General features: G+C 46.9%; 24 protein-coding genes, 1 rRNA gene and 1 pseudogene. 18 read left to right on the forward strand and 8 right to left on the reverse strand.

Annotation, left to right across the window (positions count from 1 at the left end; translation table 11 throughout):
- Both OQ477_RS19580 and OQ477_RS19585 read left to right on the forward strand, forming a co-directional pair.
- Window positions 1-315, forward strand: a complete 315-nt coding sequence (locus OQ477_RS19580; RefSeq protein ID WP_007408553.1) for a YfhH family protein — start codon at window positions 1-3, stop codon at window positions 313-315.
- 144 nt (window positions 316-459) lie between these two features.
- A complete protein-coding gene (locus OQ477_RS19585) occupies window positions 460-1653 on the forward strand; it encodes an MFS transporter (RefSeq protein ID WP_265973551.1) in 1194 nt (397 codons plus the stop codon).
- 39 nt (window positions 1654-1692) lie between these two features.
- On the opposite strand, the gene OQ477_RS19590 is transcribed toward OQ477_RS19585, so the two are convergent.
- The 3 genes from OQ477_RS19590 to OQ477_RS19600 form a co-directional block, all read right to left on the reverse strand.
- Complete coding sequence (locus OQ477_RS19590) at window positions 1693-2082, reverse strand: DUF2606 family protein (RefSeq protein WP_265973542.1); 390 nt, start codon at window positions 2080-2082, stop codon at window positions 1693-1695.
- Complete coding sequence (locus tag OQ477_RS19595) at window positions 2045-2956, reverse strand: trypsin-like serine peptidase (RefSeq protein ID WP_265973544.1); 912 nt, start codon at window positions 2954-2956, stop codon at window positions 2045-2047. The genes OQ477_RS19590 and OQ477_RS19595 overlap by 38 nt, the downstream gene beginning before the upstream one ends.
- 144 nt (window positions 2957-3100) lie before the next feature.
- Entirely contained in the window at window positions 3101-3253 is a 153-nt protein-coding gene (locus OQ477_RS19600) for a small, acid-soluble spore protein K (RefSeq protein ID WP_003155495.1), read from the reverse strand.
- A gap of 123 nt (window positions 3254-3376) precedes the next feature.
- Between OQ477_RS19600 and OQ477_RS19605 the strand changes: the two genes are divergently transcribed.
- The 6 genes from OQ477_RS19605 to OQ477_RS19630 all read left to right on the forward strand — a co-directional run bounded on the left by OQ477_RS19605 (window position 3377) and on the right by OQ477_RS19630 (window position 9393).
- Window positions 3377-3646 carry a YfhJ family protein gene (locus OQ477_RS19605; protein WP_003155492.1) on the forward strand — a complete coding sequence of 90 codons (270 nt, stop codon included), beginning with the start codon at window positions 3377-3379 and terminating at the stop codon, window positions 3644-3646.
- Between the two features lie 131 nt (window positions 3647-3777).
- Entirely contained in the window at window positions 3778-4305 is a 528-nt protein-coding gene (locus OQ477_RS19610) for an SH3 domain-containing protein (protein ID WP_015417063.1), read from the forward strand.
- An 85-nt stretch (window positions 4306-4390) separates the two neighbouring features.
- Window positions 4391-4726, forward strand: a complete 336-nt coding sequence (locus OQ477_RS19615) for an SdpI family protein (RefSeq protein ID WP_007408558.1) — start codon at window positions 4391-4393, stop codon at window positions 4724-4726.
- A complete protein-coding gene (locus OQ477_RS19620) occupies window positions 4719-5579 on the forward strand; it encodes an alpha/beta fold hydrolase (RefSeq protein WP_265973545.1) in 861 nt (286 codons plus the stop codon). Before OQ477_RS19615 ends, OQ477_RS19620 begins: the two co-directional genes overlap by 8 nt.
- Before the next feature lie 211 nt (window positions 5580-5790).
- Complete coding sequence (locus OQ477_RS19625; protein ID WP_032872409.1) at window positions 5791-6771, forward strand: glycosyltransferase family 2 protein; 981 nt, start codon at window positions 5791-5793, stop codon at window positions 6769-6771.
- A 36-nt stretch (window positions 6772-6807) separates the two neighbouring features.
- On the forward strand, window positions 6808-9393 hold the full coding sequence (locus OQ477_RS19630) for a YfhO family protein (protein ID WP_265973546.1): 2586 nt from the start codon (window positions 6808-6810) through the stop codon (window positions 9391-9393).
- On the opposite strand, the gene OQ477_RS19635 is transcribed toward OQ477_RS19630, so the two are convergent.
- The gene (locus tag OQ477_RS19635) at window positions 9390-10373 is read right to left on the reverse strand and encodes a metal-dependent hydrolase (protein ID WP_003155481.1); all 984 of its coding nucleotides are present in this window, start codon (window positions 10371-10373) and stop codon (window positions 9390-9392) included. The two genes, OQ477_RS19630 and OQ477_RS19635, sit on opposite strands and share 4 nt — an antisense overlap.
- 225 nt (window positions 10374-10598) lie before the next feature.
- Here OQ477_RS19635 and mutY point away from each other — a divergent pair, with 225 nt between their 5' ends.
- Complete coding sequence (mutY, locus tag OQ477_RS19640) at window positions 10599-11696, forward strand: A/G-specific adenine glycosylase (protein WP_007408562.1); 1098 nt, start codon at window positions 10599-10601, stop codon at window positions 11694-11696.
- Window positions 11697-11702: 6 nt separating this feature from the next.
- Here mutY and OQ477_RS19645 read toward each other — a convergent pair whose 3' ends face one another.
- A complete protein-coding gene (locus tag OQ477_RS19645) occupies window positions 11703-11927 on the reverse strand; it encodes a hypothetical protein (RefSeq protein ID WP_007408563.1) in 225 nt (74 codons plus the stop codon).
- Between the two features lie 81 nt (window positions 11928-12008).
- On the opposite strand from OQ477_RS19645, the gene fabL reads away from it, so the two are divergent.
- From fabL to OQ477_RS19670, 5 genes and pseudogenes are all read left to right on the forward strand, one after another.
- The gene (fabL, locus tag OQ477_RS19650; protein WP_003155478.1) at window positions 12009-12761 is read left to right on the forward strand and encodes an enoyl-[acyl-carrier-protein] reductase FabL; all 753 of its coding nucleotides are present in this window, start codon (window positions 12009-12011) and stop codon (window positions 12759-12761) included.
- Window positions 12762-12845: 84 nt separating this feature from the next.
- A pseudogene (locus OQ477_RS19655) lies at window positions 12846-12998 on the forward strand (gamma-type small acid-soluble spore protein); the annotation flags it as partial.
- Window positions 12999-13158: 160 nt separating this feature from the next.
- The gene (locus tag OQ477_RS19660; protein WP_003155476.1) at window positions 13159-13425 is read left to right on the forward strand and encodes a YgaB family protein; all 267 of its coding nucleotides are present in this window, start codon (window positions 13159-13161) and stop codon (window positions 13423-13425) included.
- A 135-nt stretch (window positions 13426-13560) separates the two neighbouring features.
- Entirely contained in the window at window positions 13561-14091 is a 531-nt protein-coding gene (locus tag OQ477_RS19665) for a DUF402 domain-containing protein (protein WP_003155475.1), read from the forward strand.
- 81 nt (window positions 14092-14172) lie between these two features.
- Window positions 14173-15915 (forward strand): ABC transporter ATP-binding protein, encoded by a 1743-nt coding sequence (locus OQ477_RS19670; protein WP_130571779.1) that lies wholly within the window; start codon window positions 14173-14175, stop codon window positions 15913-15915.
- 79 nt (window positions 15916-15994) lie between these two features.
- On the opposite strand, the gene OQ477_RS19675 is transcribed toward OQ477_RS19670, so the two are convergent.
- Both OQ477_RS19675 and OQ477_RS19680 read right to left on the reverse strand, forming a co-directional pair.
- Entirely contained in the window at window positions 15995-17059 is a 1065-nt protein-coding gene (locus tag OQ477_RS19675) for an aromatic acid exporter family protein (protein WP_007610190.1), read from the reverse strand.
- A gap of 210 nt (window positions 17060-17269) precedes the next feature.
- Window positions 17270-18559 carry a glutamate-1-semialdehyde 2,1-aminomutase gene (locus tag OQ477_RS19680; protein ID WP_007408567.1) on the reverse strand — a complete coding sequence of 430 codons (1290 nt, stop codon included), beginning with the start codon at window positions 18557-18559 and terminating at the stop codon, window positions 17270-17272.
- A 158-nt stretch (window positions 18560-18717) separates the two neighbouring features.
- Between OQ477_RS19680 and bcp the strand changes: the two genes are divergently transcribed.
- Together bcp and perR are read left to right on the forward strand one after the other, a co-directional pair.
- Complete coding sequence (gene bcp / locus OQ477_RS19685) at window positions 18718-19191, forward strand: thioredoxin-dependent thiol peroxidase (RefSeq protein ID WP_003155466.1); 474 nt, start codon at window positions 18718-18720, stop codon at window positions 19189-19191.
- Window positions 19192-19315: 124 nt separating this feature from the next.
- Window positions 19316-19753, forward strand: coding sequence for a peroxide-responsive transcriptional repressor PerR (gene perR, locus OQ477_RS19690; RefSeq protein ID WP_003155465.1), 438 nt, complete (start codon window positions 19316-19318; stop codon window positions 19751-19753).
- A 34-nt stretch (window positions 19754-19787) separates the two neighbouring features.
- Here perR and OQ477_RS19695 read toward each other — a convergent pair whose 3' ends face one another.
- On the reverse strand, window positions 19788-20141 hold the full coding sequence (locus tag OQ477_RS19695) for a YgzB family protein (RefSeq protein WP_007408568.1): 354 nt from the start codon (window positions 20139-20141) through the stop codon (window positions 19788-19790).
- 202 nt (window positions 20142-20343) lie between these two features.
- Here OQ477_RS19695 and OQ477_RS19700 point away from each other — a divergent pair, with 202 nt between their 5' ends.
- Window positions 20344-21228 carry a nucleotidyltransferase-like protein gene (locus tag OQ477_RS19700; protein ID WP_038457378.1) on the forward strand — a complete coding sequence of 295 codons (885 nt, stop codon included), beginning with the start codon at window positions 20344-20346 and terminating at the stop codon, window positions 21226-21228.
- Between the two features lie 228 nt (window positions 21229-21456).
- Window positions 21457-21580, forward strand: a 16S ribosomal RNA gene (locus tag OQ477_RS19705); the annotation flags it as partial.

Consider the following 21580-nt stretch of genomic DNA (forward strand, 5'->3'; position numbering starts at 1 on the left):
ATGGACAAACGATACAGTCAAATGACGCCTCATGAACTACAGACAGAAATTGCGGGACTGACGGAAAAAGCGCGAAAAGCGGAACAGATGGGCATTGTAAATGAACTGGCCGTGCTTGAACGGAAAATTACGATGGCCAAAGCTTACATGCTGAACCCGGAAGACTTTCGGCCCGGCGGGGTGTATCAGATAGAAGGTTCTGATGACACTTTCCGCATTGATTACATCAACGGCGTATTCGCCTGGGGACACAGATCTTCCCCGTCTGACGGGGAAGAAGCACTGCCGATTTCCGTTTTAAAAGAAAAAAAATAACAAAAGAGGCCGGTTCCGGCCTCTTTTTCTTTTCGGGCACATTCGTTTCAACCTTTCAGTAAAAAATGATTGAATTCATTTTTGATATCTTTTAAGATGGAATTCGTTGTTTTTTAAATAAAAAGGAGGCGATTTGCGTTGAATATCAAAATGAAACAGCCATCTGTGAAATTAATGATTTTTGTTTTAATGATCTGCACATTTTCCATCGGGTATACGGAATACGCTGTCATGGGTATTCTGACGTCGATTGCCGATGACTTTCATATACATGTATCTTCAGCGGGCATGCTTGTTACGGCGTACGCGGCAAGCGTCTGCCTGACGGGCCCGATCGTAACCATTATCGCGGTTAAGCTGCCGAGAAAGCCGGTGCTGCTAGGGCTGATGGGCATCTTCGTCCTTGCCAACCTGATGAGCGTCTTTGCGCCGAACTTCGCCGTGCTGGCGATTTCCAGAATTTTATCCGCATCCATCCACGGAGCTTTTTTTGCGATCGCCATGGTGTTTGCGAGTGAAATGGTGCCGCCAGAAAAACGTTCCGCCGCCGCGGCTTCCATGAACGGCGGATTAACCGTGGCGCTGATGCTCGGCGTCCCGTTCGGCTCTTATTTAGGGGATGCCCTTAACTGGCGGGCCGTCTTTTTCATTATTTCCGTTTTAGGCATGATCGGGCTGATCGGACTGATGCTGGTCGTACCGAACCGGAAACCGAAAGTGATTCCGATGCTGATGAATGAATGGAGTGTCTTTAAGCATAAACAAGTGATTTTTTCCTTTGCGATCACCATTCTCGGCTACTCAGGCGTATTTATCGCTTACACGTTTATTGAGCCGATATTAAGAGATTCAGCGGGGTTCGGCACAGTCGGCATTACAGGCGCATTATTTGCCTACGGTCTCGGCGGAGTGGCGGGAAATTTCTTCGCGGGGAAAGTGCCGCTCAAACTGCTGACACGCACGATGATCGGTGTGATGATCGGCTTGATCGGCGTCTTGGCGATTTTTCCTTATATCGCCGTTTTTCCAGCCGCCGCGGTTTCAGCGACATTTTTATTCGGCGCATGTGCGTTCGGCACGCCGCCGCTTTTGCAGACCAAGGTTATTTCTTCCTCTGAAAACGGCACGACAATCGCCGCTGCGGTGAGCGTTTCCGCCTTTAACCTGGCAAACGCGCTCGGCGCCTGGCTCGGCGGATTGATTCTCGGGGGAACGGGATCTTACTCATGGCTGTTTGCCGGCGGTGCGCTGATGACGGCTCTCGGCCTTGTGCTTTCCACGTTCGCTCATCTGTCTGAGAAGAAAGATGTTTATGAATACCAAGTGCATAAAGGATAACAAAAAGCTTGCAGGGGATATTCCGCCTGCAAGCTTTTTTCAGTGTTTCAATGTAATGCTGATCACCGTATGTTTATCACTCTCAGCTAAGGAAATATTCTGGGTTTCCGGTACTCCGTCTTTTTCAAAAACGACGGCATAGGTTCCTTTCGCGCCGCTTTTCCATGCAATCTCGCCGTGGTGATCAGTCTTGCCTATTATCTCTCCGCGGTCTATATTCGGCTGATGATCTGACTCCGCCGCTTTCATCACGGTGACCGTCACACCGGCCGCCGGTGAACCGTCTGCATCCTCAACATGGAGCGTAACGGGCAATGCTTTTTTGGCGGCGGAATCATCCGCTTTGCCGCATCCGCATAAAACGGCCGCCGCGAGAAAGAAAACAAAAGCTTTATTGATTTGACCAATATTGAATGTTGTCGAATACACTGTTTGTCACCCTTGTTCCCAGATTGTAAGACGACCCGCCGTTTGTATGAATGGCAATGGCGGTCTGGCCGGTGTCGCTGTAATTGCGGTAAACGGGCGATCCGCTCTGGCAGCCGAACGTATCTGTCGTGTAGGTGAGTTTATATGTCTCGGCAGAACGTATCGGCTTACTGTCCGACCACATGGAACCGGACACTTTGTCGCACGGATACCCTGTCACGGTTGAGGAAAGCCCGGCCGGACTGGAACTGTTGGTCGTCCGGTAGCCGTACCAGCCGACAGTATTCCCGGGCGACCCGTTTACTTTGATTGCGCCGTAGTCGTAGTTTGTGTCACCGTTTTCTGTCCACCCTTTGACACTGTAGAATGTCTTGCCTGAATAAGAGCCGTACGGGTATGATGACCCGTTGCGGCCGGGAGCTGCCGTAATTTTCGATGCCCAGCCGTTTTTCTGATCATACACGCAATGTCCCGCCGTAACGATCGTGTCGGCATTGACAAAAAAACCGGTGCATCCGTAGGTGCTTGTGCTGCCGCTGTATGTGACGGTCAGCTGTGCTGTCGCGCGATATGGAAATGATGTTGTAGGAGAAATTCTGATTCGTTCGTCTGTTCCAATAATACTGGAAGGCTTTAATGACTTGATGTCAGCTTTGCTGTTTTGTGCAAGCTGTCTTTTGGTGAGGCCCGTTCCTTCATAAGCGGGGGATGTCTGTGTTGTTTGTACAGGCTGATTCAGATTGGCGTCAAACTCCTCACCGCTGTTTGATACAGATGTCTGCGGGCTGCCCGCTGCTTCTGCTGAAACAGCAAATAATGAAACTGACAGTAAGAATGCGGTAAGGCTCAGCAATCGTTTTGAAACTGTCTTCATTTTATAAAACGCCTCCTTTTTTGTCTACCGGCTTTCGGTTGAACATTTAACATATTATGGAATTTACTTAGCGTTATGACCGCAAAAGGATGTTTTTTTCCGCAAAAAAAAGACCGGGTCATTCCCGGTCTCTTACGGTGTGTGTTATCGTCTGCCTGAAGCTCTCATGCGCTCTTGCGGGTGCGAATTAATTGAACCGTCCGCCCGTTTAGAAGCGTAGTCATCCTTTGCCCGCGGTTCGCCTTCAAACTTATTATTGTTCTGATTAGGAAATCCTTTTGCCTTGTTCCGGACCATTTGTTTTCCCCCTTGGCCAATATCAAAAGGTTGCGCCTTCTGGACTGAAGACGTAAAGTTAGTATATGCCTGTGACAAGCTGCGTAAAAGCAGCAGGTTTTCCCAAGGAAAGGAGACAGAGACATGAATACATATATCGACAAACTGACGAATTTGCTGCTTGAGAAAAATGACATGCTCAGCTATTTGCAAGCGCGAACTTGGGTTGAGCTTTTATGGGGAGATTTCGAAGCGACTTACGCAAAAGCCGGCCGCCCGTATCAAGGAGAGCAAATGACGGAACGCGTCGTCAAGGAATGGATCGAATCATACGGCAGTAAGCTCCATATGTTCCAGAGCGTTCGGGAAGACGTTTCTCATTATTTGGATCAAAGCAGGGGTCTCCTGCATTAACATAGCAGTGCACCCGCCGGATACCGTCCGGCGGTTTTTTCTTTTGATAAAAGAAATGGGAAAATCATGTTTGACCACCCGCGGAATGTGGAAATGTGTAATAACTTATAAAATAGCGGGGAGGAACCACAATGAACATGAAAAAGGGGTTAACCGCATTTATTCCGGCCGCAGGACTTTGCTTATTTTTAGCCGCAGGCACCGTTTTTTTCGATCCGGCAGCGAATGCCGCAGCAGTTCACCAGACAAAAATAGACACCGCAGCAGATACATATATCGTGAAAGCAGGAGAACTTAACGTCCGCAAAGAACCAAATAAACAAGGGTCGATTATCGGCACGCTTCGTTCAGAGGATTCCGTAAAGGTTAAACGGCTTCAAGGAGCAGATTGGGCTGAGATTGACTACAAAGGTCACAAAGCCTATATCTCCACACATTTTCTGATGAAGCAGCCGGTGAAGGCGGTGACGGCGAAACAAACCGCTTTTTATACGCCGACTTTGGAAACCGGCAAAAAAGGGTCCGTTAAAGCGGGTGAAACCGTCAATGTGCTCGGCTGGGGGTTCAGCCATGACGGAGGATTTGACCGTAAATGGGCGTACGTCACATACGGCGGGAAAGCAGGTTATGTGAAAACGGCCGACTTAACTCAAAAATAAAGATTCGGGCAGGCGAATGAGCCTGCTTTTTTTCTGAAACTTTTCGCCTTTCCTTTCGTAAAAGATGAAAAGGAGAGTGACAGATATGATAATGGTAATCGGCGGCCTTCTGATGGCTGCGGCCGGCATTTTAGTCACATTTTTTCCGCCGAAGTCGATCAACAGCCTGTACGGATATCGGACGAAGCGCTCTATGGCGGATGAGTCGCAGTGGAAAGAAGGCAATCGATTCAGTGCGCTTCTCATGATTTTGTTCGGCCTTATATCGGCGGCAGCTGGATTTGCGGGCAGCCTGCTTATCCGGCTGACTCAGCCGTTCGCCCTGATCGTTCAGGCCGTATTATTGATTGCGATCAGCGTACTGATCATCGTCTTAACAGAAAGAAGATTGAAACAAACGGGGAGGAGAATCGATGAATGACATTACGTTTCACATGATCGAAACAAACGGAGTGACGCTGCACACGGCTTCAGCCGGTCCGAAAGACGGTCCTTTGGCGGTGCTGCTGCACGGGTTTCCGGAATTCTGGTACGGCTGGAAGAGCCAGATCAAACCGCTGGCGGATGCCGGATACCATGTTGTCGTGCCTGATCAGCGCGGCTATAATCTCAGTGACAAACCGGAGGGCATTGAAAACTATACCATTGATACGCTCAGAGACGACATTATCGGGCTGATCACGCATTTTACAGATGACAAAGCCGTCGTCATCGGCCACGATTGGGGAGGAGCCGTGGCCTGGCATTTGGCATCCACGCGGCCGCAATACGTTGAAAAATTAATCACGGTCAATATCCCGCACCCGGCGGTTATGCGGAAGGTCACACCGTTCTACCCGCCGCAGTGGAAGAAAAGCTCTTATATCGCGTTCTTTCAGCTGTCGGAAAAGCCGGAACGGAGATTGTCTGAAGACAATTACCGCGTATTGGATCACGCGATCGGCTTATCCGAACGACCGGCGCTTTTTTCACGGGAAGATGTCGACAGCTACAAAGAAGCTTGGGGCAGAAAAGGAGCGCTCACGGCGATGCTGAACTGGTACCGGGCGATCAGAGCCGGCGGTTTAGGCCCTGCCGTTCCGCTTAAAATGCCCGTTCCGTACCGATTAATATGGGGCGTCAATGACCAAGCGCTGAGCAAAAAGCTCGCCAAGGAAACAAAACGGATGATTCCAAACGGCGACTTAATCTTCATAGATGATGCCTCACATTGGGTCATTCACGAAAAACCGCGCATCGTCAGCCATTTGATTCATGAATACCTTCAGCAATAAAGTCTGTCCCGCGTACAGACTTTTTCTTTTTTTTTCTCATATCTGCCGAAAAACATGACAAAATATAAACCATATGCAGAAAAAATTTTCTGCCCGTGTAACAAAAAAAGGGTTTAAACGTCATTAAAAAAAGGAAAAGCCTTACTGAAGTTTTGCGGACAATTCCTTTAAGGCCGTCCTAAAAAAAGAATAATACAAAGAAGGTGCCTTCATGAAACAAAGGTTAATCTCAATTATTATTCCGTCTTACAATGAAGGGAACAATGTCAAGCTCATCCATGAATCTTTAAAAAAAGAATTTCAGACGATTCATTATGACTATGAAATTTTCTACATCAATGACGGAAGCGCGGATGACACCCTTCAGCAGATTAAAGAACTGGCCGCCAGAAACCATCGCGTCAAATACATATCTTTTTCCCGCAACTTCGGGAAAGAAGCGGCCATTTTGGCAGGATTTGAACACGTGCAGGGCGAAGCGGTAATCGTGATGGACGCCGATCTGCAGCATCCGACCCATCTGCTGAAAGACTTCATTCAAGGCTATGAAGAAGGGTATGACCAAGTCATCGCGCAGCGCAACCGAAAAGGGGACAGCCCCGTGCGTTCCGTGCTTTCTTCCCTGTATTATAAATTTATCAACAAAGCCGTCGAAGTGGACCTGCGTGACGGGGTCGGAGATTTCCGCCTGCTGAGCCGGCAGGCCGTTGATGCCCTTTTGAAGCTGAGTGAAGGGAACCGTTTCTCGAAAGGGCTGTTCTGCTGGATCGGGTTTGACCAGAAAATCGTATTTTATGAAAATGTCGAAAGGAAGAACGGCACGTCCAAATGGTCATTCAGCAATCTGTTCAACTACGGAATGGACGGTGTCGTCTCCTTCAACAACAAGCCCCTGAGGGTATGCTTTTTCACCGGTATTCTGATATTGCTTCTGTCGATGGTTTATATTGTAACGACCTTTGTTCAGATTCTGACACACGGCGTGTCCGTACCCGGATACTTCACCATTATTTCCGCCGTGCTGTTTTTAGGGGGCATCCAGCTTTTGAGTCTCGGCATCATCGGAGAATACATCGGCCGGATTTACTATGAAACAAAAAAACGCCCGCACTATTTAATTAAAGAAGCTAATATAACATACGGAGAACAAAATGAAACGAATTATACAAAAAAGCGCAAGTGGAACCATTAAACAGCCGCCGCTGTGCGCAGGGTATGGGGACGTTGTATGAAAAAAAATAAATGGATCTTGCCGGCAGCCTGTGTGCTGGCTGCGGCAGCCGCTCATATTTTTTTCTTAAAAGAGTGGTCGGCAGGCCGCTATATGACGGGGTCTGGAGACGGGATCGCCCAAATGGCGGTCTTCAAAAAGCTGCTGTTTGATCAATATATGAACGGCAGGCTGTTTTACAGCTATTCGTTCGGACTGGGCGGGGGAGTGTACAGTCAGCTCGGCTATTATTTCTCTACTTCTTTTCTATTCCTGTTTATTTCCGCCGCTGTCCGCTTTTTGCAGCTTATTCAGCTGACGGGTGAGGCTGATGCGCTGTTTTGGGCGCAGGCCTCCGTTTTTATCAGCATTGCCAAGCAGAGTTTTATCATATTCACGGCGGCGTGTGTGTTCCGTTATTTCGTCAAACGGACGGTGCCTGCTTTTGCCGGCGCCGTGTTGTACGGGGTCTCGATTATCTACTTCCGGCATGAGGTATATTGGGACTTTTTCACTGACAGTATGGTGTGGCTGCCGTTGCTTGTGTTGGGCGCGGAAAAAATCATCCGGGAAAAAAAGCCGGCGTGGTTTATCTTTGCCTGTGCGCTGACATTGATCAACAACTTTTATTTTGCGTATATTAATCTGATTTTCATCGGCATTTATCTCTTATTCAGGTGGGTGATCCCCCTTGAAGGCAATGAGGCGAAAAGGCTCACTCAATGCAGGATATTTATTCTGTCGGGTCTTCTCGGGTTCGGCATAAGCGCAGTTTCCTTTATTCCTGTCGTATACGGATACCTTCATAATCTGCGGCCGCCGTATTCAGAGCATATTGCATGGCTTGATTTTTCCGACAACATTTTATTTTCTAGCCGGATTATCATCCTGCCGGCGGCTTTTTTGCTCTTTCTATTTACATTTTCTTTATACCAAAACCGCTTGTTCCGGCTGTTTGCGGGAATCAGTCTGCTGTATATTCTGTTTCACTTCAGTCCGCTCGCGGCAAGTGCCTTTAACGGTTTTTCAGCTCCGCAGAACAGGTTTGAATACGTCCTGTGCTTCACGATTGCCGGAACGGTTTCAGCCGGGCTTTCTAAGCTTTCAGACATCAGCATGAAGAGTATGCTGATGTCCGCCGTACTCGTCGTTCTGCTCTATTGGAGCCAGGTGAGGCGGTACAGTCTGGATATTTCTGATCACGCCAACCTGCCCATCATCCTTCTTCTGGTGCTGAGCATAGCCGCTTTCTTTGCAGCACAGACAAGACTGAAAGGCGCGGTGCCCGCCGTCTATGCCGTCATTTTGCTTACGGCTGTGCTTACGGCTAATACATATGAAAAATTTGCTTTATCAGAAGGCGGGAAGATTTATACGGTATCGCATACATTTATGACGGGTGCTGACTATAAAGGCAAAGAGCAATCAGAACTCATTCAGCGTCTGAAAGAAAAAGACCCTGATCCGTTTGCCCGTTTAGATTGGATGAACGGTGTTTTCAATAACACCCCGATCATATACGGGTTCAACGGATTCAGCGTATACTCAAGCATACTGAACCGCAATCTGCTGTCCTTTTACTGGAAGGACCTCCGGATTGACATGGGCAGAGAAAGCGTCAGCCGCTATGCGACATTAGGAAACAGGGCTAATTTATACAGCCTGCTTTACGGAAAATATTATATGACGGAAAAAACAAACGAGGCCGGCGTGCCGTACGGGTTCAAAAAAATCATGGAATCATCCCATTATGCGGTTTATCAAAATCAATATGTGCTTCCGTTCGTACGGACAGCCGATCGCGTATATAACGAGGGCGGCCTGAAAAAAGCGCCCGCCCTTGCCAGGGAACGGGCGATGCTTGACGGGATCGTCATGGAATCAAGCACAACCAACACGAAAAAAGCGCCTGAGGCGAAAAATATGATCCGCCATGCAGAGATAGCGGCCGAACATGGCGATTATCATAACGGCATCCTGACGGTAAACGAAGACGGCGGCGGCCTGGTCATTACGCCGCAAGCCGCTAAGATGGACGGCGGCGATTATTACGTCAGCTTTTATTTGAAGAATAAAGCGAAGGACCAGGGCTTTACATTAAAAGTGAACGATTACACGACAACGAGAAAATCGAATCAATCCATTTACAAAACAGGTGTCAACGATCTTACTGTCAGAGTGCCGAAAACAAAAAACATCCAAATCCGTCTGCCGAAAGGATCGTATCAGCTTGACAGACTGGTGCTTTACGAAGAACGGTACGATACGCTGAAAAACGCATACCGAAAAGCGGAAAAAGAACCGCCGGCCGATCTCAGCTGGCGCGGAAATACGCTTCATATCTCGTATGAAAACAAAACCCGCGCGCCGTATATCATGCTTCCGATTCCATATGAAAAAGGCTGGGAGCTGAAAATAAACGGCAGACAGGAGCAGATTGAAAAAGCGGATTATTCCTTCATCGGATTTAAAGCGCAAAAAGGAAAAAACGATATTCAATTAACGTATTACCCGCCGTTTTTTAAACCCGCGGCCGCTCTATCGGTGATCAGCCTCGTGTTTGCGGCTATATATGTGAGAAGACAAAAAAAGCCCGGCTCTTAAACAGAGCCGAGCTTTAATTTTTTCTGCAATTTTTCCTCGCTGAAAATCCAGCCCGTGTAAGAAGAGAGAAGCTCTAAATCATGACTGAGATGGACGATGGCGACAAAAGGATAGTGGCCTTTGCTCCGGTAGCGCAAATCAATAAAGCGCACCTCATAATGATCTTTAAAGGTATCGACCTCCCACCTGTAAACGGGGGAAAATGAAAGAAAGGCTGCAATATTTTCGTCCTGTTTCGCGGCCTTCATCACATCGGTTTCCGGAACGGGCACGCGGTTGAATGTATCCAATATCACGACATGGCCGTCAAGGCTTCTGCCGACATAAAAGGCATGCGCCGTCGTCACGGCGATACGCCACTGCCTGAATTTCATCGTCGGCGAAATAATGATGGTTTCAATCTCCTCTTCAATCATTTCGCGCAGCCTTCGCTTTATCCGCAGCTGCATCAAAAAACGGACGGCGTAATATCCTGCGAGGATGATATAAAGCATCAGAAATGTCACGCCCGGATGACCTCCGATATACCACACAGCAATCGCGGCCAAATGGCTGACGAAAATAAACGGATCAAAGGTATTGATTAAACCGAGAGCGATCCATTTTCTCGAAAACGGGCGGATGGCCTGTGTGCCGTACGCGTTAAAAATGTCAACAAACACATGCAAAACGACAGCGAGGAGCGTCCACAGCCACAGGTGCAAAAAGTTCGCTTCCGGATAAAACATAAACAAAATACCCGGGATCAGAACGGACCAAAATAAAACGGCGGGAATGGAGTGCGTGAACCCTCTATGATTTCGAATATAAACGGCATTATTTTTCAGCTTCAATATGGTATCAATATCAGGTGCCTGAGAGCCGGCAAGAGCGGCGATCATAACTGCCTGAGACATGGGGGTGTGCATGCCGACGGCAGGATCAAGAGTTGCGATTCCGCCAAGCGCGATACCCATGACAACGTGAGTGCCAGTATCCATTGTTGACCTCCTAGCAGGCGTTAACAATCAGTCGCCCGCATATTTCGCATTATAAGATATTCCCCATTTTCTGTTTGCCCAATCATGGCGTTTATCCGCCGTTCTCATATGTTTCCGCTTTTTCTTTATCACTATTTAATGTAACATATTATCGTAACGTGCCCTAGTTTTACACCAAAATACGGTGTCAAGAAAAGCGGAACCCGAAACATCTGAGGAGAAGATATGAACGCACTTGAAGAAAAAATGAAACAAAAAGATATAGACAAATTTCGCGAGGACTTAATTACATGGTTCGAAAGAGAACAGAGAATTCTGCCGTGGAGAGAAAATCAGGACCCGTATCGGGTGTGGGTGTCAGAGGTGATGCTGCAGCAGACGCGCGTAGATACCGTCATCCCTTATTTCCGGCGGTTTGTTGAGCAATTTCCGACCGTTTCAGCGCTCGCTGAAGCCGATGAGGAAAAAGTGCTCAAAGCCTGGGAAGGGCTAGGTTATTACTCCCGTGTAAGAAATCTGCAAAGCGCCGTAAAAGAAGTGCATGAGCGATACGGGGGAGTCGTCCCTGCCGAGGAAAAGGAATTTGGCGGACTGAAAGGCGTCGGCCCTTATACAAAAGGCGCCGTGCTCAGCATCGCATACAACAAACCGATTCCCGCCGTTGACGGCAATGTGATGCGTGTCATGTCGAGAATTCTTTCCATATGGGACGATATCGCAAAACCTAAAACCAGAACCATTTTCGAACAGGCGGTATCAGCTTTCATTTCTCATGAAAAACCATCTGAATTCAATCAGGGTTTAATGGAGCTCGGCGCGATCATCTGCACCCCGAAATCGCCGTCCTGCCTGCTTTGCCCCGTACAAAAGCACTGCTCGGCATTTGCGGAAGGGACAGAGCGGGAGCTGCCCGTTAAAAGCAAAAAGAAAAAGCCCGGGATAAAAACAATGGCAGCCGTTGTGCTGACAGACGATCAAGGCGATGTCTATATTCATAAACGGCCGCCAAAAGGCTTGCTCGCCAACTTGTGGGAGTTTCCGAATACCGAAACCCAGAAAGGAATCAAAACCGAAAGAGAGCAGCTTGAAGCCTATTTAGAAAAAGAGATGGGAACAACCGCTGAAATCGGGGAGCTGGAAGGCATCGTAGAACATGTTTTCACCCATCTCGTCTGGAATATTTCGGTCTTTTTCGGTAAAGTAAAACAAGTGTCGGATACAACGGAATTCATACGGGTCACAAAAGAGGAGCTCGAGGAATACGCATTTCCCGTTTCCCATCAAAAGATATGGAAAATGGCTGAAGAAAGCGGCCGCCTGTAAAAAGCGTCAGTCATAACTGACGCGAGTGCCGTGGCCGTAATCCGCTTCATTCCGTTTCAGTCCGCCGCGGGCTTCGATTTCCTGAATCAGTTCCCGGTATTTGGACTGGCCTTCTTCGTTTAAATACGGCATAATTTGCTGGAAGGCATGATGGAAATAGGCGAGCTCTGAATCTCTCCAATCTTTTTTGGGCATCATGGCCAATTCGCCCATATCACGTCCGACATACATATAAAAGACCCCTTTCAACACATATTGCTTTTATTGTTTGTTGAATGAAAAGAACTATACACAGCAAGGAGCTGAGGAAAAATGGAACAAAATAAATGCGCACTGATCACGGGAAGCAGCCGCGGCGTCGGGAAAGCAGCCGCCATCAGACTCGCGGAAAAAGGATACAACATCGTCATCAATTACGCCCGCAGTAAAAAAGCGGCATTAGAAACCGCCGAAGAAATTGAAAAACTCGGCGTGAAAACGCTCGTCATTAAAGCCAATGTCGGCCAGCCGGCAAAAATCAAAGACATGTTCCGCCAGATTGACGAAACATTCGGCAGACTGGACGTGTTCGTCAATAACGCGGCTTCAGGCGTGCTGAGACCGGTTATGGAACTCGAAGAAACACACTGGGACTGGACGATGAATATCAATGCGAAAGCATTGCTTTTCTGCGCCCAGGAAGCGGCAAAGATGATGGAGAAAAACGGAGGCGGCCACATTGTCAGCATCAGCTCGCTCGGCAGCATCCGCTATCTTGAAAACTATACGACGGTCGGTGTCTCAAAAGCCGCTTTAGAATCGTTAACCCGTTATCTGGCGGTTGAGCTTTCTCCGAAAAATATCATCGTAAACGCCGTGTCAGGCGGAGCGATTGATACGGACGCGCTGAAGCATTTCCCTAACAGAGATGAACTGCTGGAAGATGCCCGCCAAAATACGCCGGCCGGCAGAATGGTCGAGATTAAAGATATGATCGACACGGTGGAGTTTTTAGTTTCTTCAAAAGCGGACATGATCCGCGGCCAGACCATCATTATTGACGGCGGACGTTCTCTGCTCGTATAAGTTTTAAAAAAAGATGAATAGCCTTATCATCTCCTGCGCATTCTAAAGTGCGTGGAGGTGATAACAATGGCAAACTCAAAATTCAGCAAAACAGACGTTCAGCAGGTGAAAAAACAAAACCAGCAATCAGCTTCCGGTCAGGGTCAATTCGGCACTGAATTCGGCAGTGAAACTGATGCGCAGCAGGTTAGAAAGCAAAACCAATCTGCTGAACAAAACAAACAGCAAAACAGCTAATCACTGAAACGAAAAAGCACTTCATCTTCGGATGGAAGTGCTTTTTTCTGTTGCCGAAACGACAAAACTTGTGATTCCTCTACAGAATGAGTCAAAGGGTTTTCCGGCGTAAAATCGAAATGGTAAGGAGTATCAACCTAAAAGCCTAAGGAGGAACCCGATGTCAGAGTTTGAAAAGCTTGTAAGTGAACAGATGAAAATCATGGATCAGCTTCTCGAGCTGCAGTCAGAACTTGACCGCTGCCGGCAGGTGGAAGCCGAACTCATCAGTCTGGAAAGAGATGCAAAGCTGGACAATGTACAGGACGAAATTGCGACAAAGCGAAAAGACCTGGCCGGCATACAGGAGTTATTCCAAAGGCAGACAGAGCAAGTCATCCAGTCTTATCGCAGCACGGAAAAGCCGTCTTCCTATGTGCAGAAATGAATGTGCCATTCCGGAAGCGGAGTGGTTCTTTTATTTTCATTTTTTAATTCGTAACGTTATAATAGTGAAAAGACTTGTCGGAAAGCAATTGCGGCTGCATTGACTGCAGGGCTTTACAGAAAGTAGGGGAGAAATATGGGATATCCCAAGGAAGGAGAAACCATTCAAATTCACAGCTATAAGCATAACGGGCTGCTTCATCGAATTTGGAATGAAACGACGATTTTAAAAAGTACGGAATTGTGTATCATCGGAGCCAACGACCGGACAATGGTGACGGAATCCGACGGACGGACGTGGGTGACGAGAGAACCGGCAATCTGCTACTTTCATGCCCGTCAGTGGTTTAACGTCATCGGAATGCTGAGAGATGACGGGGTGCACTATTATTGCAACATCAGCTCGCCGTTCGCTTATGACGGAGAGGCCATCAAATATATTGATTACGATTTGGATGTCAAGGTGTTTCCGGATATGACGTATAACATTCTTGACGAGGATGAATACGATGACCACCGCAAATCAATGAATTACCCTAAAGAGATCGACAGCATTCTGAAGGAGTATCTGAATACGCTGCTGCACTGGATTCATCAGCGGAAAGGACCGTTTGCTCCGGAATTTGTTGATATGTGGTATGAACGGTATCTGCGCTATACAAAATAAAGATACAATAAAAAACCTGTTGGGGTGTCAACAGGTTTTTCACATGGGCTCACACGCCTTAAAGAGAGAGGGGGATAAAGTGTGGGCGTAATCAGACGCTATATGCAATTTGTAAAACCTTATAAAAAACAAATTTTTATCACAGTGTTAATCGGCATCATAAAATTCTCCATCCCGCTGGCTCTCCCGCTTCTGTTAAAATACGTGGTCGATGACATTATTCAAGGGAGCGGAACGGCAAGCGCTAAAACATCATCGCTATTCACGATAATGGGTATCATGTTCGTGCTGTTTTTAATTCTGCGTCCCCCGGTAGAGTACTATCGGCAATACTTCGCGCAATGGACGGGCAGCCGGGTGCTCTACGATATCAGGGGGGTATTGTTTGATCATATTCAAAAATTGAGCCTGAGGTTTTATGCCAACACGAGAACGGGCGAAGTCATTTCCCGGGTGATAAATGATGTCGAACAGACAAAAGACTTTGTCATAACGGGACTGATGAATATCTGGCTTGATATGATGACGGTGCTGATCGTCATCTGCATTATGTTTACACTCGATGTTAAGCTGACATTGATATCTGTCATTTTGTTTCCGTTATACGGAATTTCAGTGAAATATTTTTACGGCCGCCTCCGAAAACTGACACGTGAGCGTTCTCAGGCACTCGCCCAAGTTCAAGGACATTTGCACGAAAGAGTTCAGGGGATGCCCGTTATCAGAAGTTTCGCCATTGAAGATTATGAACAAGCCAATTTTGATGAAAAAAACGGACATTTTCTGGACAGAGCGATCCGTCATACGAATTGGAACGCAAAAACGTTTGCAGTCGTGAACACCATTACGGATTTGGCGCCGCTGCTTGTTATCGCGTTTGCGGGTTATTTTGTCATAAACGGTCCGCTGACGGTAGGGACGATGGTTGCGTTCGTCGGCTATATTGACAGAATGTACAATCCGGTCAGAAGATTGATCAATTCATCGACGACGCTGACCCAGTCGATCGCTTCAATGGATCGCATATTTGAATTTATCGACGAGCCGTATGAACTGACTGATAAACCGAATGCACTAAAAGCTGACGACATTAAGGGCGAAGTCGAATTCCGAAATGTCTCGTTCCGTTATGAGGAAGGAAAAGAAACGATTTTGCAGAACGTTTCCTTAAAGGTGACAAAAGGGGAAACCGTCGCGCTCGTCGGGATGAGCGGCGGCGGAAAATCGACGCTTGTCAGCCTCATACCGCGTTTTTATGATGTATCCGGCGGCAGCCTGCTGATTGACGGAACGGATATTCGCGAGTATGAAGCGAGAAGCCTCCGCAATCAAGTCGGAATGGTGCTTCAGGATACGTTTCTGTTCAGTGAGACGATTCGTGAAAATATCGCCATCGGTAAACCGGGAGCGTCTCTGGATGAGGTGGTTGCGGCTGCGAAAGCGGCAAATGCCCATGAATTTATTATGAACTTCCCCGAAGGCTACGAAACCAAAGTCGGCGAACGGGGCGTCAAATTGTCAGGCGGGCAGAAACAGCGGATTTCCATCGCGCGTGTATTCTTAAAAAATCCGCCGCTGTTAATCTTGGATGAAGCGACATCGGCTCTTGATCTTGAAAGTGAACACTACATTCAGGAAGCGATGGAAAAGCTTGCGAAAAACCGGACGACATTTATCGTCGCCCACAGGCTGTCCACGATTACGCACGCGGATAAAATTGTCGTCATGGAAAACGGCGCCGTCGTCGAAACCGGCACGCACGAGGAATTAATGGCCCAAGGCGGCCAGTACAGACACTTATTTACGATTCAGAATTTGAACTGATACAAAAACTTATGCCGTCCGAATGGGCGGCATAAGTTTTTTTGAATGCAAAAAAACCCGGTTTTACGGAAGCACCGGGTTACTCTTCGTCTGTTTCTAATTCGCTGTCTTTCGGGTGGTATGTCTGAAAACTCGTAATTAATGTATCGAGATGCTCCAGCTGCTCGCGGTATTCCGCAACCGCAGCCATAATGCTGAGCATATTGTAATCAAGCAGTTCATCCTCGCAGTTCTGCTGATTTTTCAAGAAAGACTTCGTCAAAAGCTGTTTATATCTTATGCTTTCTTCAGCATCGTCATCATGCGGTTTGATCTTGCCGACCGTCCGCATCAGAATCCTTTCGTGCCAATGAAGCAGATAATCAATTTCTTCTGTCAGCGTCTCCTGAAATTCCTCCGGCATATGATAAATCTCGTTTTCATAGCGGTGCAGCTTTTTCAGCGTATCAAGCGCCCGATTCGCCGTAATAATCGCCTGTCTGAATAAAACAAGCTTGCGCGACTTTACATACGTCGTTTTCTTAAAGTAGCTTCTCTCCTCTTTATAAAGAAGGTACGTATGATCAAGCTTCATCATCTTTTCCTTCAGCTTCTCAATATCCTCTTTCAATATCGAGTGTTCCGTGGACTGGCGCATCGTCAGCCTGATCCATTTCATGATCTCATCGGTATATTCAACCGTATGATGAGTCAGCTTCGTTTCGTATTTCGGCGGAAGAAACACAAGGTTCACAATAAAAGAAGACAGCACGCCTAAAATAACGGTGCTTGTTCGTATCAGAGCGAACGTCAGGAAGCTGTTTCCCGGTGTTTCTAAAATCGCGATAACCGTCACGAGTGCAATCGAAATGGTGTGTTCAATTTTCAGTTTTAACATGATCGTGATGACAATCACTGCGGTCAATCCGATCATAATCGGACTCGGTCCGAAAATCAGTCCGAATGCCGTAGCGATGACAGCGCCGATGATATTTGCCTGAACCTGATCAATAATAATAAGAAAAGACCTGTAAATAGAGGGCTGTATGGCAAATATAGCTGCAATCCCGGCAAAGATCGGCGACGGAAGTCCGATCCATGATGCTAAGTAGAGCGCGAGCGTAATCGCAATCCCTGTTTTAAAAATGCGGGCACCAAGTTTCATTGGTTTGTGCGTGCATTCCTTTCTCTAATAAATTATGTGCCGAACGAACGGCTGACACTTACATTTCCCTGTCGGCTGATTTGCTAAACAATAAAGTAATATACAGGGATCATACCAATTATTCAAGGTCTTTTTTTTGAAAAAACCATTATCTCACAAATCGGACAAAAAGAACAAGCGGAAGCCCCGGGCTCCCGCTTGTTTCAGCAGTTATTTTTTCATATGTCTGAACGCATCTTCAACGGCTTGTAAAGTGGCGTCGATATCCTCTTCAGTATGTGCGGTTGTGATAAACCAAGCTTCATACTTCGATGGAGCGAGATTGATGCCGCGCTCAAGCATCAGTTTGAAGAACTTGGCGAATGCTTCTCCGTCCGTATTTTCCGCCTGCTCGTAATTGACGATCTTTTCATCAGTGAAGTAAACCGTGAGCGCGCCTTTTAAACGGTTGACGGTGATGGTAATGCCATGTGTCTCCGCATGGGCGAGAATGCCTTGCTCAAGTCTGGCGCCGAGCTCATCAAGCCGCTCATAAACGCCTTCTTCCTTCAGCACTTCCAGGCAGGCGATGCCTGATAGGATAGATGCCGGGTTTCCGGCCATCGTGCCGGCTTGATATGCCGGGCCGAGCGGAGCAACCTGCTCCATGATCTCTTTTTTGCCTCCGTAAGCGCCGATCGGCAAGCCGCCCCCGATAATTTTACCGAGCGCCGTTAAATCAGGCTTCACTTGAAGAAGATCCTGCGCGCCTCCGTACATAAAACGGAACGCCGTGATCACTTCATCATAAATGACGAGCGCACCCGCTTTATGGGTCAATTCATTTACCTGTTCTAAAAATCCTTCTTCAGGTTCAACGATGCCGAAGTTGCCGACGATCGGCTCGACGAGAACCGCTGCAATTTCCGAACCCCATTTATCCAGCGCGGCTTTGTAGCTTTCAATGTCATTGAAAGGAACGGTAATCACCTCATTGGCGATGCTTTTCGGCACGCCGGCGGAATCAGGGGTGCCGAGCGTAGACGGACCGGAACCCGCAGCGACAAGTACGAGATCAGAATGGCCGTGATAGCAGCCTGCGAATTTAATGATTTTTGTCCGGCCTGTATAAGCGCGTGCAACCCGGATCGTTGTCATTACCGCTTCAGTGCCTGAGTTTACGAATCGTACTTTATCAAGTGAAGGAATGGCCTCCTTCAGCATTTTGGCGAAAGTGACCTCATGTTTGGTCGGCGTCCCGTACAGCACACCGTTTTCAGCCGCTGTTTTAATCGCTTCAGTAATATGCGGGTGGGCATGTCCGGTAATAATCGGGCCGTAAGCCGCTAAATAATCAATATACTGATTCCCGTCTACATCCCAGAAATAAGCGCCGTTCGCTTTTTCCATCGCAACGGGTGAACCGCCGCCTACCGCTTTATAGGACCTGGACGGGCTGTTCACGCCTCCGACGATATGCTCTAACGCTTCCTTATGAAGTTCAACTGATTTTGTATACAAAAAATGACCCTCCTAATATCTCCTTACATCATGTTCTATTGTAGCATGCTTCATTGCGAGCACAACGGGTTCATGCTTCCAGAAAAGAGCGGGGGGATAACGGTTGTAATCTTAACGTGAATTGGATACGCTTAATAAAAAACCCGGAGGTATAAGAAATGACGATTGAAATCGGACAAACAGCACCGGATATGAAATTAGTGAATGACAGCGGGGAAGAAGTAGCATTGACGGATTTTAAAGGGAAGTACGTCGTTCTCTATTTTTATCCGAAAGACATGACACCCGGATGCACGACGGAAGCATGTGATTTCCGTGATCAGCACGAAAGTTTCGCGGGACTTGATGCCGTTATCATCGGAGTAAGCCCTGACAGCCGTGATAAACATGAAAAATTTAAGCAAAAACACGATCTTCCTTTCCAGCTCCTCGTTGATGATGAGCACAAATTGGCGGAAGCTTTTGATGTGTGGAAGCTGAAGAAGAATTTTGGGAAAGAATATATGGGTATCGAGCGATCCACTTTTTTGTTAGACAAAGAAGGCCGTCTTGTGAAGGAGTGGAGAAAGGTAAAAGTAAAAGATCACGTTGCCGAGGCGCTTCGAGAATTGGAACAAATTGCGTCTAATTAATGGACAAATGCTGAACTCACGGGGTTTTCTTCAGATTACATTTGACAGGAGACCGGAAAAAGATGTACACTAATTATAAACATTATAAAGTAAGAATCTTTTTTAGAAGAGAGGTGCATGACGGATGGCTGCACATGAATTAAAAGAAGCCTTAGACACGTTGAAGGATACGGGAGTCCGGATTACTCCTCAACGTCATGCCATTCTGGAATATCTCGTGGATTCTATGGCACATCCGACAGCGGACGATATATATAAAGCCTTGGAAGGGAAATTCCCTAATATGAGTGTTGCGACAGTGTATAACAATTTGCGTGTATTCCGGGAAGCTGGGCTTGTAAAGGAACTGACGTACGGAGATGCGTCCAGCAGATTTGACTTTGTCACCTCTGACCATTATCACGCCATTTGTGAAAGCTGCGGAAAAATCGTAGACTTCCATTATCCCGGGCTTGACGAAGTAGAACAGCTTGCGGCTCACGTCACGGGGTTTAAGGTAAGCCACCACCGTTTGGAGATTTACGGCGTCTGCCAAGAATGTTCCAAAAAAGAAAACCACTAAACGAAGCTGACCGCTTTGATACGGTCAGCTTCGTTTATTTTACACTGTTTTTTCTGTTATAAGACTCATCGAACGCTTTGCCTTCCAATCCTTTATCCAATGTGAGCGGCTCTCTGCAATGCATGCACATATCCACTCTGCCCAGAATCTTCGTTTCTTTCTCGCAAGCGGGGCACATCACCCGGACCGCTTTTGTGGACAGCATGCCGATCCAAAAATAAACGGCGGTGCTGAGCCCGATCGACAGCAGGCCGAGAATCATAAACAAGCTGGCAAGCAAAACAGACTGCTTAAAGAACAGCCCGATGTACATAATGATAAACCCAACGAAAACCAAACTTAACGCAAACGTTCTGATCTTATTAATTTTGCTTGAGTATTTCGCCATGGCCATCCCCCTCTCGTTTAACTATAGCACAAAACAGATGGCATATTCTTCATGTTTTCGTAAGAAAAGGGAAGAATAAATATGGCACCTGAAAGGAAATTTGTTATAATAGTGCAATGTGTTTAGAAAAAAGGACTTTCATGTTTTATCATAGAAATGTAGAAACAATAGCTAGTGAAACAATCGCATTGGAGGAATCGTAATGGACAATCTTCTCCGTCCAATTTACCAAGAAAGAGCAAGTCATCCCGATACGCTGGCCGTCCTTATGATTGAGAGAAGGAGTAAAGCATCATCCATCACGGATAACTTTGATGCGGTCATGCTTGTCATTGTCAAACAGGCTGATGAACCTCTTTTTATAAAGCATTATGAATTCGAACAAAAAACCGCTTCTTTACATATTGTAACGGATGCTCTGCTTCAGGAATGGATTCTGCTTGGGACCAATAGAAGAGTCATAGATTGGATCATCAACGGCAAAGTACTGTTTGACCGCAATGAATATATATCTGAACTCAATGACCGGCTCAGCACTTTTCCTTTCGCCGAGCGGAAATTAAAGATCGGAATGGAATACGGCAAGCTGATCAGAAGATTTGTAGAAGGAAAAGCGTTTTTTGAAGCTGATCATTTTCTGGATGCATATTATGCGGTAGTGCATGCTCTTCACCACTTGGCCCGCATAGAAGTGATTGACCGGGGGTTTTATCCCGAAACGACAGTCTGGAACCAGGTCCGTCACATTGAGCCGCAGGTATATAAGCTATATTCCGAACTTGTCGAGAGTCACGAAAGTTTGGAGAAAAGGCTCGAATTATTATTCTTAGCAAATGATTTTCTCATCCATTCAAAAGCTGAAATCGGTTCTGCGCACCTTTTTCAAGTGATGAAAGAAAAAGAAATGTGGCAGTTTGGAGAATTGCTTCAGCACCCTGAACTGGTGTACTTCACCCAAGATCTCGGTGTCATGCTTGATTACCTGACGGAAAAAGGCTTTGTTGAAGTATCTCAAATAGAGACCAAAGGGCAGGAAGTATATCATCGAGGATATTCTTTCAAAAAAAGTGTTGACGCTGAATCATAGGCATGGTATATTATTAAACGTCGCTGATGCGCTTCAACAAAAAGCTCACAGCGGCGGAGAAATAAAAACAAAAAAACATTTGACAGCAACTCGCTGAAATGTTATACTGAAAAAGTCGCCTCGAGATGAGGTTGAGATGATCTTTGAAAACTAAACAAGACAAAACGTACCTGTTAATTCAAAGTTTTAAATAAATCGCACAGCGATGTGCGTAGTCAGTCAAACACTTTATCGGAGAGTTTGATCCTGGCTCAGGACGAACGCTGGCGGCGTGCCTAATACATGCAAGTCGAGCGGACAGATGGGAGCTTGCTCCCTGATGTTAGCGGCGGACGGGTGAGTAACACGTGGG

This window comes from Bacillus sp. ChL18 (genome assembly GCF_026241425.1).
In the GTDB taxonomy this organism is placed as follows: domain Bacteria; phylum Bacillota; class Bacilli; order Bacillales; family Bacillaceae; genus Bacillus; species Bacillus velezensis.

Bases quoted from the DNA above. Each gene is read 5' to 3' on its own strand.
- OQ477_RS19700 (WP_038457378.1), top strand. From the start codon at position 20,344: ATGGACAATCTTCTCCGTCCAATTTACCAAGAAAGAGCAAGTCATCCC.
- OQ477_RS19625 (WP_032872409.1), top strand. From the start codon at position 5,791: ATGAAACAAAGGTTAATCTCAATTATTATTCCGTCTTACAATGAAGGG.
- bcp (WP_003155466.1), top strand. From the start codon at position 18,718: ATGACGATTGAAATCGGACAAACAGCACCGGATATGAAATTAGTGAAT.
- OQ477_RS19675 (WP_007610190.1), bottom strand. From the start codon at position 17,059: ATGAAACTTGGTGCCCGCATTTTTAAAACAGGGATTGCGATTACGCTC.
- OQ477_RS19645 (WP_007408563.1), bottom strand. From the start codon at position 11,927: ATGTATGTCGGACGTGATATGGGCGAATTGGCCATGATGCCCAAAAAA.
- OQ477_RS19630 (WP_265973546.1), top strand. From the start codon at position 6,808: ATGAAAAAAAATAAATGGATCTTGCCGGCAGCCTGTGTGCTGGCTGCG.
- perR (WP_003155465.1), top strand. From the start codon at position 19,316: ATGGCTGCACATGAATTAAAAGAAGCCTTAGACACGTTGAAGGATACG.
- OQ477_RS19695 (WP_007408568.1), bottom strand. From the start codon at position 20,141: ATGGCGAAATACTCAAGCAAAATTAATAAGATCAGAACGTTTGCGTTA.
- OQ477_RS19595 (WP_265973544.1), bottom strand. From the start codon at position 2,956: ATGAAGACAGTTTCAAAACGATTGCTGAGCCTTACCGCATTCTTACTG.
- OQ477_RS19605 (WP_003155492.1), top strand. From the start codon at position 3,377: ATGAATACATATATCGACAAACTGACGAATTTGCTGCTTGAGAAAAAT.
- OQ477_RS19615 (WP_007408558.1), top strand. From the start codon at position 4,391: ATGATAATGGTAATCGGCGGCCTTCTGATGGCTGCGGCCGGCATTTTA.
- OQ477_RS19665 (WP_003155475.1), top strand. From the start codon at position 13,561: ATGGGATATCCCAAGGAAGGAGAAACCATTCAAATTCACAGCTATAAG.
- OQ477_RS19660 (WP_003155476.1), top strand. From the start codon at position 13,159: ATGTCAGAGTTTGAAAAGCTTGTAAGTGAACAGATGAAAATCATGGAT.
- OQ477_RS19580 (WP_007408553.1), top strand. From the start codon at position 1: ATGGACAAACGATACAGTCAAATGACGCCTCATGAACTACAGACAGAA.
- OQ477_RS19635 (WP_003155481.1), bottom strand. From the start codon at position 10,373: ATGGATACTGGCACTCACGTTGTCATGGGTATCGCGCTTGGCGGAATC.
- OQ477_RS19600 (WP_003155495.1), bottom strand. From the start codon at position 3,253: ATGGTCCGGAACAAGGCAAAAGGATTTCCTAATCAGAACAATAATAAG.
- fabL (WP_003155478.1), top strand. From the start codon at position 12,009: ATGGAACAAAATAAATGCGCACTGATCACGGGAAGCAGCCGCGGCGTC.
- mutY (WP_007408562.1), top strand. From the start codon at position 10,599: ATGAACGCACTTGAAGAAAAAATGAAACAAAAAGATATAGACAAATTT.
- OQ477_RS19620 (WP_265973545.1), top strand. From the start codon at position 4,719: ATGAATGACATTACGTTTCACATGATCGAAACAAACGGAGTGACGCTG.
- OQ477_RS19610 (WP_015417063.1), top strand. From the start codon at position 3,778: ATGAACATGAAAAAGGGGTTAACCGCATTTATTCCGGCCGCAGGACTT.